The 16,352-nt window shown below is 50.0% G+C and carries 13 protein-coding genes; 9 read left to right on the top strand and 4 right to left on the bottom strand.

What is annotated here, in order from left to right; genetic code table 11:
- Positions 1–236 precede the first annotated feature (236 nt).
- The 4 genes from DIT72_RS14155 (at position 237) to DIT72_RS14170 (ending at position 4,712) form a co-directional block, all read left to right on the top strand.
- Positions 237–2,360, top strand: a complete 2,124-nt coding sequence (locus DIT72_RS14155; protein WP_135955889.1) for a type IV secretory system conjugative DNA transfer family protein — start codon at positions 237–239, stop codon at positions 2,358–2,360.
- A 65-nt stretch (positions 2,361–2,425) separates the two neighbouring features.
- The gene (locus DIT72_RS14160) at positions 2,426–2,908 is read left to right on the top strand and encodes a hypothetical protein (protein WP_135955890.1); all 483 of its coding nucleotides are present in this window, start codon (positions 2,426–2,428) and stop codon (positions 2,906–2,908) included.
- A gap of 175 nt (positions 2,909–3,083) precedes the next feature.
- Positions 3,084–4,178: an AAA family ATPase gene (locus DIT72_RS14165; RefSeq protein ID WP_135955891.1), complete on the top strand. Its 1,095-nt coding sequence runs from the start codon at positions 3,084–3,086 to the stop codon at positions 4,176–4,178.
- A 63-nt stretch (positions 4,179–4,241) separates the two neighbouring features.
- Entirely contained in the window at positions 4,242–4,712 is a 471-nt protein-coding gene (locus tag DIT72_RS14170; RefSeq protein ID WP_135955892.1) for a 3'-5' exonuclease, read from the top strand.
- Positions 4,713–5,016: 304 nt separating this feature from the next.
- Here the strand turns inward: DIT72_RS14170 and DIT72_RS14175 are convergent, their stop codons facing one another.
- Complete coding sequence (locus tag DIT72_RS14175; protein ID WP_135955893.1) at positions 5,017–5,934, bottom strand: sigma-70 family RNA polymerase sigma factor; 918 nt, start codon at positions 5,932–5,934, stop codon at positions 5,017–5,019.
- 352 nt (positions 5,935–6,286) lie between these two features.
- On the opposite strand from DIT72_RS14175, the gene DIT72_RS14180 reads away from it, so the two are divergent.
- The 3 genes from DIT72_RS14180 (at position 6,287) to DIT72_RS14190 (ending at position 7,427) form a co-directional block, all read left to right on the top strand.
- Positions 6,287–6,523, top strand: a complete 237-nt coding sequence (locus tag DIT72_RS14180) for a hypothetical protein (RefSeq protein ID WP_135955894.1) — start codon at positions 6,287–6,289, stop codon at positions 6,521–6,523.
- A 1-nt stretch (position 6,524) separates the two neighbouring features.
- Entirely contained in the window at positions 6,525–6,878 is a 354-nt protein-coding gene (locus tag DIT72_RS14185; RefSeq protein WP_135955895.1) for an MbcA/ParS/Xre antitoxin family protein, read from the top strand.
- 207 nt (positions 6,879–7,085) lie between these two features.
- Positions 7,086–7,427 (top strand): hypothetical protein, encoded by a 342-nt coding sequence (locus tag DIT72_RS14190; protein WP_228260826.1) that lies wholly within the window; start codon positions 7,086–7,088, stop codon positions 7,425–7,427.
- A gap of 25 nt (positions 7,428–7,452) precedes the next feature.
- On the opposite strand, the gene DIT72_RS14195 is transcribed toward DIT72_RS14190, so the two are convergent.
- Positions 7,453–9,462 (bottom strand): hypothetical protein, encoded by a 2,010-nt coding sequence (locus DIT72_RS14195; protein WP_135955897.1) that lies wholly within the window; start codon positions 9,460–9,462, stop codon positions 7,453–7,455.
- On the bottom strand, positions 9,459–13,025 hold the full coding sequence (locus DIT72_RS14200) for a hypothetical protein (RefSeq protein WP_135955898.1): 3,567 nt from the start codon (positions 13,023–13,025) through the stop codon (positions 9,459–9,461). The genes DIT72_RS14195 and DIT72_RS14200 overlap by 4 nt, the downstream gene beginning before the upstream one ends.
- Before the next feature lie 114 nt (positions 13,026–13,139).
- On the opposite strand from DIT72_RS14200, the gene DIT72_RS14205 reads away from it, so the two are divergent.
- Positions 13,140–14,027, top strand: coding sequence for a WYL domain-containing protein (locus DIT72_RS14205; protein WP_135955899.1), 888 nt, complete (start codon positions 13,140–13,142; stop codon positions 14,025–14,027).
- A 67-nt stretch (positions 14,028–14,094) separates the two neighbouring features.
- Here DIT72_RS14205 and DIT72_RS14210 read toward each other — a convergent pair whose 3' ends face one another.
- Entirely contained in the window at positions 14,095–14,856 is a 762-nt protein-coding gene (locus DIT72_RS14210) for a metallophosphoesterase family protein (RefSeq protein WP_135955900.1), read from the bottom strand.
- A gap of 660 nt (positions 14,857–15,516) precedes the next feature.
- On the opposite strand from DIT72_RS14210, the gene DIT72_RS14215 reads away from it, so the two are divergent.
- Complete coding sequence (locus DIT72_RS14215) at positions 15,517–16,344, top strand: hypothetical protein (RefSeq protein WP_135955901.1); 828 nt, start codon at positions 15,517–15,519, stop codon at positions 16,342–16,344.
- The last annotated feature ends 8 nt before the right edge of the window (positions 16,345–16,352 follow it).

Raw genomic sequence — 16,352 nt, forward strand, 5'->3', positions numbered from 1 at the left:
AAAAAATTCGGGTCAACCTACAAAAATGGGTGAGACGATGCGTTCACTAAGCGATCCACCTTAGATCGGGAAAATCACCACGATTCTATTTTAATAGTCTCGGAATAACCGTTAAAGAATCGGCTATGCGGTTATTGATTCGGAGAACCCTAATATCAGGAATAGGTGTTCTCTCACTGAACCATATTCCCATTATTTAACATTTGTACTTGGCGAACACCGTTTGAGGAATTTCTATGAGCCTGAAAGACAAACCCTTGCTTGTTCTTAATGGAGTTGATTTAAAGCCTCTACATGGTCAGTACGCCAAGGTATCCGGAAATTCAGATAACTATGCTTCCATTTATAAAGGTCTTCAACGGCCGGTAATTATTACTTTTGATGATGCTAATCGCCACCTAATTACCTTGGGTGCTACGGGTTCTAGAAAATCCACTTCGATCCAGGGGCCCGCCACTGTCGGGTTAATTGAATCGGGATGTCCCGGAATGATTATAGATGTAAAACGCGAATGCCGGCACCTCGCAGATAAGTATCCCGATCAGGTTATCGTGATTGGCGCGGACGACGATGCAGAGCCTTACAACCTGATTGAAGGTATGTCCGATGCTCAGTTTTCGGCTTTCCTGGACGATATCCGGCCAAAATCCCGTGAGCCTTACTGGGGAAGTTTGGGGCTACAGGATGCGCAGTTTATTCGCAGAACTTATCGCGTTATGGGTCAGGAGCCTACCTTGGCTCAAATTGCGGATGCCCTGAGTGCTCCCAAAAAATTTGTTAGTGAATTCGACCCATTCATGCGTTGGGCCGAATCCCTTCCGGCAGATTACCTCCAGCTGCTTAACGCGGTGCTTTCTAACGCATTCAGTGTACTGGGCATGGGGAGGTCAGAATTGCTTGGCATAGACCCGCCAGGCATAGAGGAAATACAGAGGCAGTACACCTGGCAGACAGCAGGACTTATCAGTGCGCTGGTTCCGTTCAGTGCAGATGCCAACCTGCGTAACAAATTCTCGCCAAAACCGGTCAGTGAACCAGATGACGAACAGGATCAGATCCGTGGTTTTTGCATGGAGGATTTGCTGTATAGAGATCGAAAGGTGTTGTTGCTGGACCTTCCCGTGGACAGCTTTGGAAAATCGGCCCACATCATTTCAAAACTGCTCCGCATTCGGATGATCGCAACAATTACAGGTTTTCAAGGACACAAAGAAATCGGTTGTGGAGATACCTTCTACACCTTTTTTGCTGCAGATGAGTACCAGCATCTGATCAATATTGATCAAGACTCTGCTGCCGGCGGTTTATACGACGACACGACGTTTTTTGATCGTTGCCGGGGGTACGGGCACATCAACCTGGTGGCGACCCAGAGTGTGTCGGCTTTAAGCGCAAAGGTGCCCTCCACGCAACGTGGCGAGGCGCTGGATTGCCTACTCCAGAACATCGGTACTGTGATTGCATTCTCATCATCGGATTCACAGACCGATCAGCTTTTGCGGGGGCGGGTAGCGGAGGCGGATGGCACACATATCAGTTCGGTGGTGCGGAGTGATCTTTCGGCTGGTCAGGCGTTTGTCATCGGTCGTAACTTGCGGTGCCACAATAACGCCACGCTGGTTGCCCGAATTCAGGCCTCCGTGGTTGCCGGTGTGCCTTATATGAGTCGTTATTTCGAAGGGATGCCAGCGCCTGCAAAGCAACCAGTATTCAGTAGCCAGCATGAGCTTTTTGTTAACCCCTATCGCAAACAAGAGGCTACTCCGCCTGCCTCGGGCACAGTCGCCATGAAGCGCTCCTTTCGGCAAAACAGGGACGAGTTACTAATTGCGCTTGAAACTGCGCAGGGGTTAGAGAAAGTCTGCGATGGATTGTTAATGGAAGATGCTCGCTATCGAGTCTCTTTAAAAGGAGAGCTCATCGGAGAACATGCCTCAATCTGGCAGCCGGGATTGTTTCTTGTGGTCTCTTCGCAGGGTTCCGATGAATGGCGCTTTAGTTTGCCCCTGACGCTGGTGATGCCTCGTGTTGTGAATTTTATGCCTGTATGGGGAAAGCATCGATCTTGGAAGTCTGTGACTGAGGACGATGAAGGCGAAACAATAAATCAGACCAGATCGTCTCAGGAGATGGAGATTGTGGTGCTGGACGATGCTGAGTATTCAGGTGACCACTCGCTCGTTGAATTCAGGACCGAGTCAGCGGTATTCCGCCTGCCGTTTAATTATTGGAAAGAAATTTGTCGCGCTCTGGGCCGACTGGAAGGCGAGTATCGGGAGGTATGTCTCAAGGCAAGCGTTGAAAAGGACGATCCGTTCGATGCTTTCGATGTGTTTGACGATTACTCGGAGGGGGACTGATGTGCTGATAATTCCAGGTCATTTCCGGACAGTGAACGACCCTATAACCCGAAGGATGTAACCGAATGCTTAACGAGACACCCGTAAAAGAACGAAAGCCCACGGCCGCCCAACTGGAAGAAGAATTATGGGAGCAAAAGCTTTATGACCCAGAGGTGTTTAGCAATCTGGTTCAAAGAAAAAAGTCTTTACGTTTGATGACGGGCCGTAACGTTCTGCTGTTCTCCTGCATTGTGGGTGTGACAGTTATTTTGGGCATAGCGGTTCACTGGGTGTTTGCCTTGGCCGGTGTCATGGTCGCCCTGATTTTCTTGAGCAAAAAACGCTCACAGTTGGCCAGTAAACGCATGGAGATCGATAGGTTAATAGGAGAACCCAGTGCACTCTTCAATTCAATAGCGGTGAATAAAATCATGATGGAAGCCTGCAGCCGCTCTGCTGAAGTCGAGAGGTATCTTCGCGCGGTGAACAAACACGGACGGTATAAAATCACACAATTTGAAAATGACAAGATGGTGAAGATTTTGGCCGCTTTAGACCGGCAATGAAAAGAAATAGCCAGATAGGGAAATACTAACGGAAGGTTTTCCTGGGGGTTCTTAAAACGTTCACGCTTTCTCGAATTTCAAGCGTTTAGTAAATGGAATCTGAGGAGAGGCGCAATGACAAGCTTTGTGTCAAGCCAGATTTCAGATTTGTTGCCATTGACCCGGGAGAATGTAAATGAGTTCAGCCAAACACCTATCAAATGCTCTGGATAATAACGACAAAGCAGCTCGCCCAGAAAAGTCCATCACGGAATTGCCGATTGACCAAATGAAGGCAGAAGAGACTATGCGCAAAACCAAGCCTCGCCCCCAAACATCTTTCGAGCTCATCAGATCACAGGACTATTTTCGTTTCGATCCGATTCTGGCTGAATCAGAGCACGATGAAGCCCTTTACAAACAGATTGTAGAGAACGGTCCCAGCCGAAAACTCCATGCACCCCGGCAGCGCGTTTTGAAGGCCTTGAAAGTCCTGTTGGTGAAATTTCCGAACTTTCGTGAAGTGACCACCGAGATCATTGGTCGCTACAAGCTTTCGCTGATCGGCGGAAGCGCGTTTTCGCTACCGGTAATTAACTTGCAAGGGCCACCCGGGATTGGAAAAACAACTTACGTTCGCGCTGTTGCGGAAGCTCTCGGTCAGCCTTTCCATGACCTCAAAGTTTCACAGATGATGGAGAGGTTTGAGCTAGCTGGGATGTCGAAAGGGTGGAAGAACGCCAAGCCCGGAAAGATCGCCAGGATCCTCTTGATCGAGGAATCCGAAGATGGCCAACCGGTTATTCTGTTTGATGAGTTGTGTATGGCAAAGGACACCGAGGACAACTCCGTGATTCACCCCCTCTATACTCTGTTTGATCGAGACAGCGGAGAGTATTTTCGAGACCTGTTTCTCGACATGCCGATTAACACGAGCTATGTCCTGGCGTTTTGCGCGACCAACAATATCGAAGCATTGCGCCCGGCTCTGCGATCACGCCTTTCATCCTTCAATATTGAGGCGCCAACCAAACAGGAAATGCGGGAGCTTGCCCAAAACCTGTACAGGCAGCTACTTGAGAAGTTCAACGTGGTGGAACATTTTCCCGATCCCCTGAGCAGCCAGGTTCTCCAGGAGTTAACCGAGGGTTCAATTCGCGATATGAAACTGAAGCTGGAGCGAGCGATCATCCGATCAGTTGGTGAGTCGCATGGCCGGGAATCTTTTAAACTGAGCCGCGAGCATGTTCCTGAAGCTCAGCCCCAGAAACGAACAATCGGGTTTGTGTGAATCATGGAGTGCCTAAATCCAAAGCATTTCGGTGTGTTATATCCACCTAAAGGGGGGGGCTTAATGTTGATTATCGATATTGAGGCAAGTGGCCTCGGAGATGAGAGTTACCCGATTGAAATAGCCTGGGGCCATCGGCATAACCCGACTATCTACGACTCTTTTCTGATCTGTCCACCTGATGACTGGACTCACTGGGATACCTATGCCGAATCCAATATTCATCACATCTCTCGCGAAACTTTGCTGAGAGAAGGGATCTCCGTTGTGGATGCTGTTGCACGCCTGGACAGGCGACTCGCTGGCACTACTGTGTATTCCGATTATGTTCCGGCTGATCGTCCATGGATCGTCAAACTCTATAAATACCTTGGCAAAGAACCGACTTTCCGATTCTGCCCTGTGCAAAGTTTGATTCAGCCGGACAAGGTCTCAGATTACTTAAGGAAATACGATTCCACGCCTACCGAACACCGAGCCCTTGCTGATGTCCGGAAAATCATCAGAATCCTGAATTACATTTCAGCACGGTGATCGATTCCAAAACGCTGAAAGTCGGTACTTTTTTTAAGGCGCTTTACAGTGCCTAGCAAACACTCATTCAATTTTGGAGCAAAAGCGATAGCCGATTGAGGTTAACGGCCTTTACCGTCAAAGAATCAATTTGAGTCCGTGATGTACCGGAATTAGAGTTGGCGAGCTCAGCGAACAGGGCAAGAGCGAAGATTTCCAACGGTTCGTTGGGGCTTCCTGCCCTTCCTAACGATCTACGACCAGCGGAGCATCTCAGCCATCAGTATCGGGGTGCTATCTGTCAAAGATCGACGGACGTAGGGCATCACTCAATGCCCTCAAGAGCCTCTATCACGCTAACATCCCCACCGAGTGCTTTGAGTTTTGCCGAAGCTTCGATATAGATTTGTCTGACCCGCTCCCGAGTTATGTCCATTTGTCGCGCCACTGCCGCGAAGGACCTGTTACAGTCAATCGCAGACAATCCGAAATACAGTTGCATAATCCGGGCTTCCCTCTCGCTCAGGGCAGTGCCCAACAGATCCTTCACGATTTGTGATACCTGAGAGTTCTGTGCAAAGGCTTCGAGGTTACTCGACCTATCATCTTCCAGTGTGTCTTGCAGCGTCTGAACGTGCTCTGAGTTTTCTGACCAGGCAACGGGTGTCTGAAGACTTCGCTTTTTCAAGGCCATCACCGATTTAATTTGCCCCACTGACTTGCCAAGCTCACGGGCCGCCTCCTCGTATGGGTTGTCACATCCCCTTTCCTGAAGTTGTGACACCCTCCGAATCACCTTGTTCTTGAACTTACGGGTCTCTTGGGGGATGTAGACATCGGAGGAAGACTTTGCTCTTGCCTCATGAATATAAGATTTAATCCATCTCGAGGCGTACGTGCTGAAAGCCCCTTTCTCCGGCTCGTACTTTTTCAAGGCGTGATGAAGCCCAAGATGGCCAACCTGATACAGGTCGTCACGCTCGTCCGGGTGGCCGTTTCTCTGCTTCCGGATGAATCTCATGACAAGTCGCTGATTGGCCAACAGGATCTTATCTCGGGCCGCGACAGATCCATTCTTATAGGCCTTCCAGGTTTCAGTAAATTCCTCTGGACTAAGGAGGTTATGGGAAGGATGGTTGATATTGCCGGGCTTGATTACAGAGTACTGCACATCACTAAGATCGTTGATGGTCTCATCAGAGTCTTTCTTGGAGAAAACGGCGGAGTTGATGCGGGACTTCATTGGATTACCTCATTACTGTGTTGTATGAGGTTATGGAAGTATAAGAAACATGATCCTTAAAGTCAACTTATAGTTGACATTTCGTCAAAAATATGATCGGAAGATTCTCTCGGTTTTCCGTTCATGATGATCATCTGGTCTGAGGGGGCATTCCCAAGCGTTTTAATTGCCAGGTAAGGACAAATGCGCAGTCGTCGTCTTTTTACATCGGTTGATAAGACTTCTGTGCCATCGCACCTGCTAAGAAGTTAAGATCGGGCGCTATAAAGTCTATCCCTTCCGGAACTCGGATCAATGGAACACTGTCGTTCCTACCCGCAACTCAATTTCAAAAACACGCTATGCTAAGGAAATGAGCGACAACACCAAGAACTTGAGCAGCTCCGACGCCAACCAGAAACATCTCGACGATCCGGTCGAGCAGTTTCGCTCGTCTCAACCTACGCAAGAGCAAATACGTGAGGCCAAACAGGCTGAGGCAGGTTACATCAGCGCCGCGATTGAAAAAGTTGAAGCCGACAGGGCTGCGTATATCAGTAGGGATGTTTGCCAAAATATTCGCTTATGTCTCTCCAGAGGAGCATCGTGACATGATAAAGCTTCGAGCCGAACAAAAAGCAATAATCCGCACCTACCGCCGGATCGTCCAAGGGTGGCGTGTCCCAGGTTCTCAAATCCTCACTCTAATCGGGGATCCTGATGAATTCGAATTTGAGGGCTGGGCAACTGGTTCCGGGGCACCAATTCCATCCGATACTCTGGAGCGAATCAGCTATGTATTCGGCATATACAAAGCCTTACGAATTCTTTTTCCAGATGAGCAGCGCGCGAATGCCTGGCCGCGCAAACCCAACAGGTACTTTGAGGAGCGACCAGCCTTAGATGTCATGCTTGACGGTGATCTTGCTCGGGTGCGCTGTTATCTCGATGCTCAGTGTCAGTGACCTACCTTATGAGGCCTATTGTTTTACAGCTAACCAAACCCTTGACCGCAAATGGCACCAGCGACAGTGGAGTGCACTGACATCGATTCCCATGATCCCCTTCATCAGATCTTTGCTTACCGCGCATTCGATTTCCGCAACAGGTTCCCGGATCCGCTACCAACTTTTCGGGCGGCTTTGGAGTGCTTGCAAAGCGAGGCCGCCTACATGCCCGATATCGACGCAGAGATAATAGCTTATCTTCGGGATGGCCGTTCTATTCCCTTGCCGGATTGTTTTTATTGGGTGACGAAGAAACGTTTTTCATCCAGAGAAGAGGCCCAATGCTGGGTTGAAGAGCGCCAATCGGCAATGGCACAGGGCGGACCTCTATCTAAGCTCGCCGGTCTCGCGGTAGCTGATCCACAAGATCCAATTGAAAAACAGATTCAGGACGCAATGGAAAGCACGGTGACTTACGTCATTGCTGAGGAGCACAATGATACCATCTCCCAGCAAGCCGCTGACTGGCTAAGGGCTGCGATCCTGGGATTGCCTCCGTCCGGCTGATGCCCCTTTAGCTCTGAGCTGAATGTTACAGCTTGGCCAGAACCCTGCGCTCCCCATATTCCCTCAAATGCTTGAAAATATAGGGGAACACGGTTGTCCCTTTATGCCGGATATGCCATACCTCGAGCGATCTCCAGAACCAGTCGGGAACAGGGATACCATTGGTGTCAACATGGTAAATATGATTGAAGTTCTCTTGATCTCGCCTTGCTGATCCGATGTCCCCGGCTGCGTATAGCCTGCGTGCTTCGTCGATCCATAGTCCGGAAGTTGAAGACAGCGGCCCCGCGTCCTTTGACTGCAGTGACGCTTTCAATCGATATCCGTTTTCTGCAAGGTTGTTAAAGAAATGTTTGTTGGCCTGGCCCCGGTATTTCAGCTTCTTGAAGGCACTTGCCGGTATTGTTGAGCTGTATCCCGAGGCGATGTCTGTCAGTTGGTCTAGAATGGGGCTGTCTGGATGTTGAGCACAGTAGTGCATTACCAGATCGGTCGGTACGCCGTCGCCTATGGCCTGATCAATCTCTTTCACTAGCGTGTGAATTTCACGCTCATTTGGCAGGCATACCGCCCCGGTATCGGTGACTATGAATGCGTCTCCCGAGTCCGGCCAAAAAACAATGTCTGCACGATCAAACCCCTGGAATACACTCCGTTGTTGCTGTTGGGTCAAATTAGCGTGTATTTCCTCGACCATGTGTTCTGGCAACTCGCCGAACTCCAAATTTTGGTCTTTTATCCTGCAGAAAAACATCGGCCAGCGAATCCTGGGGTTGGTTGGGTTGTCCTTTGGGCGGATCGATGTGATGAACCAGGCATCTCCCGGCAGGGGCGGATAGTCCAGCATCAGTTTGCGCTGTTGGATTTCTGACTTGAGGAACAGCTCTTTGACGAGCACTTCTACGACGTGTTTGTTCGCCTTTTCGATTAGCCGTTCGGGATAACAGGATTGAATAACTGCATCCGGATGGTTTTTGCGGGCTACTTTGTAAGGGTCCGGCTCACCGTCCTGGTAGTTTTCTTTATCATTGACCACAAGGATGTTGAGCCCATCTGGTTTGATGTCGTTAGCCGGGACAGAGTGGACCCCCATTCGGCGTAATTCTGCTTCCAATTGGGCAGTAGAATTACGGTCGTGGCTGTAGTTGATAATCCAGATGGGTTGTTGCTTAATTAATTCATTCAGCTCGGTGTAGCTTTTTTTCACCAGTCGTTCCGGGATCTGTTTTCGGGCACTTGGCTGGACGCTGTCGAGCTCAATACTAAAAGCATCGCCGTAGGCAAGCCGTATATCCTCGAGAAACATGGATAGGACGCCCAATCGGGTTTGGTAATAGGATTCAAGCGTGATCGCTCCGCTGAGCTTGATGGCGGAGACTCGATTTTTGTGTTTTCTCCACAACGCTCTTTTCACGTATTGACCGTCACTGGAGCGCTTCACCTCCTGGTTTAGCGTGTCCAGTTCATAGCGGGGCATTCGCGCTATAGTTGATGCTAGCCTCCCATTTTTGTCCCCGTGCATTTTGAGCGGGGTGAAGGTGCTGGTTTTAAATATCAATCGCCACATGCCTGTGGCCGGGCATTTCTGCGGATCAACGTTCGCTGTGGTAATGATGCTACCGTCGGACTCAAATCTTTTGTATTTGGTAACATAGTAAAGGCCATCAGCTTCGACTCGCTGTTGTTTGTCTTTCTCGAGGTTGAGTAATCGTGGCATGGCCCTGATCAAAAGTGCCCGGAGTATCCAGTCATGGAGTGAATCCAAGGCTTCTTTCCTTACACTCAAGGAATCATCTTTGAGGTTGGGAGTGATGCCTTTGGGCAGTAAGACCCAGTATTGGCTGTGCTTCCAATCCTGAAGTAGGGCAAGGACTCGGGCCGATCGGTAGATGCGGGTTGGCATATGGGGTAGTTGGGCATTTCTCTCATTGGCAGATAAGCTCTGATAGGAGAGGCAGGCAACCTCAAACCTGTCCGAAAGGGCGGCGTGATCAATCACTGTTTCTTTGATAAAAGATGTGAGTACGGAGTTCATTGGCATTCACCTATCCATTCCAGCAGGGCTTGCAGATTGTTATGAAGGATTTCTCCGGTGTCGGGGTTGAGAAGTCCCGGAACTTCCAACACCGAGCTGTCGGTCCGGCTGGAGGGTTTAAGTTCCTCCGAAAGATAACGGCATCGTTTACCCTCTTCGCCAAAGAGGTTGATGTAAGCGAAATGCTCCATACCGATACTGGTTTTTAGTTCATTTGCTTTGTACGGGTGGTTTTCGATGGTGCCGTCAGAGCGCCAGTGTTTGGCGTCAATGCCAACGGGCGGTTTATCTGGCGTCACACGAAGCAGGAAGTCGCACATCTCATAGGCTTCCGACGGCAGTTTCTCTACAAGTAACCCATGATGCTGCAATAAGGCCTCGATGCCTTCTTCACCGAGGGCACCTTTGTACAGATTGAAGAAGGCTGCCGGATTCATGATATAAGAGAGCTGTTGCCAGCCGGTTGCATAGCCTTTTGATTCAAAATGGCCGCAGACAATGGGGTTTTTCATAAGCGCTAGTAGCCCGCTCTCGGCTTCGCTGATCCACCTGCTTCCATGGGCCTGATCAAAGAACTGAAGGTCTCTATCTGACTCTAGGTAATGCTCATCTGTTTCAAGATTTCCCGAGAACCGATAGCCACCAATCGAAGGCGATTGTATGTATAGCCTCGGATTGCTTGCCGATGGCTTTGCTCGGGTAGGTTCGGTTAGTAGCTGTTTGCGCAGATCCTCCCAGTTCCTGATCGCCGTTTCGGGATCTGCTCCATGAAACCCTGACATCAGTTCACGGATGAGGCCAAGTGTGTCAGCGGTATAGAGTTCGGCCTTGTTGTGCAGTCGGATCAACTCTCGGTCATCACCCTTAAACTGCATTGCTTTGTTGGCATGTTCTGTCAGCGCAATGTATTCGTGCGACAGCGAGTCTCGAGATCGTGGGTCTGTTCCAAGGACCGGCCTGAGGTCACTATCCGCAAAGAGCTTGATCGCGGGCCTTTTAAACGCTGTTCGTGCGGTGCGGCCAACAGCTTGCTCGATGACTTTTCGAATCAGCCACTCATAGTCCCCGGTTTCGTAGTAGCGTCCCAGATGTAAGTGTTGTGAGGTACCTTGCAAGGCTTGTTTGACCCACCCTCTCGCTTCCCGAGGAGAAATCCAACCAGCTTCCTGAAGCGCCATGATCTGATGGAAGAGTAGTAATTGGTTAATTTGGTAGTCCTCAGAATCACTCAGCAATTGATGGGTGGGCTTTTCGAGGTAGAGCGTGTCGATATCCGCTCTGGCTTCGCTCGGCTCGGCGCCATAGCCTACCCAGATTAACTCTGCTCGATCTTGTTCAAGTTCTACTGGGTAATCCGGGTTTTTGCCTTCTCCCATGGAGGCATAGGTTGAAAGCATGATGACTTTGTCGTTGGTTGTACTCAGATGCTTAAGAGCATTCTCGAACTCACCGAGGCGCATGGACTGAGCATCCATGCCAGGGAACAGCTTGAACCCTCGGCCGGACATTTCGCTTCTTTTTTGAAGAAACTCTTTCAAAAATGAGATGAAATCGGTGTGTTTTGCGGGGCTGATCGTTCTGTTGAGCAACACGAGCATATAGCGGTTGGTGTCGGCGGCCATGAAGTGATCAAGAGATTTGAGAAGCCTGGACACCCAGGTAAGGGCAAATTCCCCATCTCCGTCTTTTCCAAGCCACTGGTTCAATACCGCTCCGGGTTTTCGAACCGCCTGACGAGAGTTATGAGTCAGTGCCTCGGTCAAGAAGTTACGGTCAGGTGCTATAAACTCTATCCCTACCTGGACACCTGCCTCAGCGTAACGCCGCCGGCTCTGGTAGTAGGCCCCAATCCTGGCTTTTTGATCATGGGTTAACTCAACGAAATGCGATCCGAGACGGGTTTTCAGATAGTCCTGATCAAAGTTCTTGGTAACAGTGGGGGAGTTCGCTGTCGCACTGATACCGACGATTTTGGCGCCACTTTCAACGAGTCGCGCCAACAGGCCTGTTGGGGTAACGGTAAAACCGGTGTAGTAACAACTAACCGTATCGAGAGTGCCTTCGTTCCGGCGTACATCGGTCAGCTTCAAACCGTTGTCATGATAGGTTCTGGAGGCAGCCCTGTTATCCGAGAAGTCAGTGTTTGAGCGCCTACCGGAAAAGCTGACCTGAGCGTCGAATGCGGCAAACACTACGGTACGAAGATCCTGAAGGTTGAAGTGCCTCAAAATAGAGTGGACGGCATTCTGTAGGGTCGCACTTTTGGAATGTCCGCCATCAACGTCAGTTTTAGCCAGGTTATTCAGGTAGAGCCACACGGAGGAGCGCATGATCCAGATGAAGCGACGGAACAGCCAATCCGCTTCGTTGATAAATCGGCTCATTCGGTTTTGAGTACTGCCGCGTTCTCCCTTGGTTTCCCTGGGCTCGCTTCGGATGATGTTTTTTTGCAGGTTCTCATCGGTGACCAGTTTGAAAATGTGTTCTGAGCTGTGTGCATGAGTGACGGTTCGGTCTGAAAAGAGTCGGACTTTTTCATTCTCCAGGCTGGCACCGTCAATGTTAAAGGCGAACTGTAGGTTCCAGCGTTCTGCAAAGTCTGAGAGAGCGGAGCGCAGGGTGCCGAACTTGTCCTCGATACCCTCGTATCGATTGGATCGTTCCAGTCGATGTTGCAGAAGATTGGCGTGCAGAGTTCGAGTCAGCTCGATCAGGTCCATGGCCCTTTGGTCTGCCATGAACTGAAGAATAATTTCGTTCTGGCGATCGAACTCGTCAATGAGCATGAGGGCATCGTTAAGTTCTCGTATGGGATGGATACGGTTTTTCGTTGTCTGATAACCAGCGAGAAATTTCCGGGTCGTCATGAAGCATACCCGCGCCTCTTTCCTGCGAAGTCGATCACCGGGAATGAGCTTGTCCAAAATCTCATAATGTCTCGCAGATAAAGTGACTGGATTTTCACTGCGTTGCCGGGCCTGAATATGGCTGATTATCTGTCGATAGGTTTCAGCAGCCTCCCGCTCGAGGGACTCTTGAAGGCCGACCCGAACAGTCGGGTGGTCGTTAATGGTTTGGCCTAATTTCTTGACAGTTTTCCAGTTGTGACGAAGCTGGGCATCCGAATTCAGGTCGAACAGTTCGATGACTTGTTCAACCGAAGCTTCCTCAACTTCAAGCAATTGGTTCCCCTGACTTGGCAGATACACGATCTGACTTTTCAGCGCGGCCTTTTGGCTGCTGGAAAAGCGGGGTTTGCCGTCAATAGCCTGTTTGTCGATCAACTCACAGAGCTCTTCATAGGTTTGGCGAACGTTGTCGACTGAGTTGGTGATGTAGTAGATCGTTCTGCCGGAGTCTGGTCCAGTGGCCACCAGCTCTTCAAGAATGAGCTGTTTGATACTGTGGGTTTTGCCGATGCCGGTTTGAGCGGGGACAAGCACCAGACATCCGGATTTAACACAAGAGCCAATGTTCGGTTGAAGTTCGTTTTGCAGCAAATCATCCAGTGGGGTGAGTGCTGGTTTCTGCGCGGCCGTCTGGTTCGGGAACTCTGCTATCATCACTAGCATCCGTTGGTAATGTGTAGCTACATGTTTACAAGGAACCGGTAGCTATCGCGATACTGTACGGATTCACAATGTGTCCAATTTTTGAACGGTAACGTTAGGGAAGCTATGACGGCCAAGGATATTACCTGGGACAGGCAGAACCAGTTTCACCTTCTCGAGGTGGTTGCGCAGTGGGAAGGGCGGGTAACTACTGAGCATTTGCAGAGAGCTTTCGGAATCAATAGCCGAACCACTGCAAGCCACATCTTGAAGGATTATCTAAAGGACGTGCCAGGGAACCTGAAACATTCTGTGAGTTATCGCGGCTATGTGCCAAATGCGGATTTCCGGCCTCGGTATAGTCGAGGAGAACTGGGCGAATACCTCTCGTTAATGACTCGTCACAATACCCTGAATCCTTCGTTTGCAGGTTTAAAAGATCTTCCCGCGCCAACAGAATCACTTTCCCTTCCGCACCGTGCGGTGTCAACTGATGTGGTGCGCCAGGTGGTGCAGGCAACACAAGCCCGAAGCAGGCTAGAGGTGGTTTACCGCTCTCTTTCGACTCCGGAAGGCGAAGACCGGATTATAGCGCCCCATACTCTGGTTTATTCCGGGCTTCGATGGCACGTGAGAGCCTGGTGTGAAAAGCACCGAAACTTTCGCGATTTTGTCCTGACGCGGATGAACCCTGGCGCAGAGTTGATTGGAGAGGCGCTAACTGACGCGGACCCTAGTCAGGATTACAACTGGCAGAACCACATTGTGCTCCGTCTAGCTCCCAATTCAGGGCTCACTGCTGCGCAACAGCGTATGGTTGCTCTGGATTATGGGATGGGAAATGACCATGAACTTAAGGTTCCGGTACGATGTGCATTGGCGCATTATCTGATGCAGTCACTTAACATTTTTTGGAGTTCAGAAAAATGTGAGCCTCGAGAGCAGCCTCTGGTTGTAATTAATAGGGAAGAGGTCGAACCTTTTGTATTTGGTGGCTCTGCGCCAAGGCCATGAATATCGTTCCTTATCGGGAGACATAACAAAGATCAGGCAAGTCCGTCACTTTTACTGATGCGTGTTATCAGGTGACGATAATGACCCTGCCGTCCACATTCACAGCCTGTCCATCACCTAGATTGATTAAGAAATGCTCTGACCAACGGGTATGCCCGAATACTGTCATTCCAGCGAACCCCGTTTCCAGAGATAGTGCAATGGCAGGGACGCCGAGTTGGTTTAATCCTACATCTTCAGTCCCTTGGTGAAGCAGAAGAATATCCGGGGATTGGCGGGTCACATGCTCCATAGCGGCTAAAAATGCTTCTTCACTGCGCCGGTTGTGTCGCTTCGGGTCGCCGATCACCCCGCTAACACCTCCAACCCGGAACCCGGAAACCATTAATAAGTCAGCGTCCAGCAGCGGAACGTTTGAGGGTAAGTATTCATTGGGATCTACATGGTCATGATTGCCGAGTACTCCGACCACCTGCCTCGCTATGGTTGAGAGAGCTTTAAAAGCTGCAGTCACGTTCCCACTTCCACCGACCTTTCGACAGTCGGGATAGTCATAAAGATCGCCACAGGATAATAGCGTTGAGATATCGGGAATTATTCCGGCGCCCCTGAGTTTTGCAAGCTCGTCAGCGACTGCTTCCCCAAGAAGGCGTTCCGTACCGTGCAACTTTCGGGACAAGTATTCGCGACCTTGGAGATCGGACGTCAGGACAACGGATCGAACCTCAATAGGCAATTCGTCTGCTGTAGCTCGAAGGAAAGGGAGTTCTCTAAGGCGTGGCCTTCCGCCGGTACCACTGGTCCAGTAGCGGAGAGTATGGAAAGGCATTGATTCGATTCGACGATGGGTGAGCGATGTCCTCCGTAAACTCGAAGGTGGCCAATTCAGCTAAGACTACGTTAGGGCTCGAAATAAGCGCGACCAAGCGTCCGCCCTGAAGATCGAAATATTCCAACCAAATTGGGCCAGGATTTACTTGTGTTGTGACGTTGTTGTTGGCACAAGCGATTTGTTAAGTCCAGCATTGCACGAATTTCCAGGTTTTCACTTGCTTGATTGGAAGCGTATCTTCCAAGCTGCCGAGAGACTAACGCGAAATATTCCCGTTCTAAGTTTGCACACCGCCCATATCGGGCATGGGGCGAACAGCTCCGATTTCATATCGCCTCTTCCGGGCACCGCTAAATGCGTTTGTTCACGAAATGTGCTCTGTCGCTTTGAAAATTTCTCCTTAGTCGACAAACGGTGCGCAAAAAACACGGTTTTCATGCGAAACGCGCTCGGTCCTCTCTGAAACAATAAGGTCTGGCAGCGCGACAGCCTTACATGGTGACGCCAATTTGCCGGTCTTTCGGGCTTATCGCTCAATCATGCGATTTCGACTGGCAAACACTCTCGAAAGTACTTGGTTGGCCGGTTCCCAATCAGTGTTGGTCGCTGTCGTTGCCTTGAAGTATTGCACGACAAATTAAACAAAGAGGTATTGCAATGTGTCCGGAAAGGGTAGTAATTCTCAAAGCCGCTTTTACGCAATCGCCCATCCGCTCGGTTGGGCCCAATGCCGTGGAACTTAATGTTCCAGAGCTGGCAGATAGCAAGGTCAGGCGTCTTCTTGATGCCGCGACGTCGCTCTGCACCGAGTTCGCTGAGCAATTTTTTCCTGACGAAAAAGCGAGTTTCTTGCATGGTGATTTCGTGACGAACTTAGACTCCGGTATGGAGCACACAAGTGAAGTGTATCTCGATCAAGGGTGTAGTAAGGCTCTGGTGAGCGCTACGACTGCTGCCGCCGCTTTGTTTCTAAAATCGGTCATCCACGGGGCAACCGACTTATTTAATTTAGATCGGGAGCTTGGTTTGACCGGATTGAAAAAAAAGCAGGTTGATCAATTTTCTAAAGGCTACATCGCAACCAACAGTGGCCAATCCCTCAAAAATCCGTTTGTTATTCACCTGCCGAATGGCGAGGACGCTACCGAAATTGCGGTGCAAGGACACATTGAAAAGGCAGCAGAAATTGAGACGAAAACGCGAGAATACTTGGGGCTTGCAGAGCTGGATGGGGCGTCGCACCATCAGAAAACAATCACGCTCCGGCTCATTGAGGGTGACATTGACACCAACAAAATCCTAAAAATTCGGGCAAACAGTGTTGGAGAGTTGAAAACGGCATTCTGCATTGCGCAGACTGATCACCGACAAGCTTACGTGCGACTTCACCAGGTGCAAGATGGCCAACAGAAGCTCCACTGGCACTTGGATGAGATTGGCTACGCGACTGAGCACAAGCACCCAGAATTATCTTTGGTACAGTGACCGCACAA

The organism is Marinobacter orientalis (assembly GCF_004792665.1).
GTDB lineage: Bacteria > Pseudomonadota > Gammaproteobacteria > Pseudomonadales > Oleiphilaceae > Marinobacter > Marinobacter orientalis.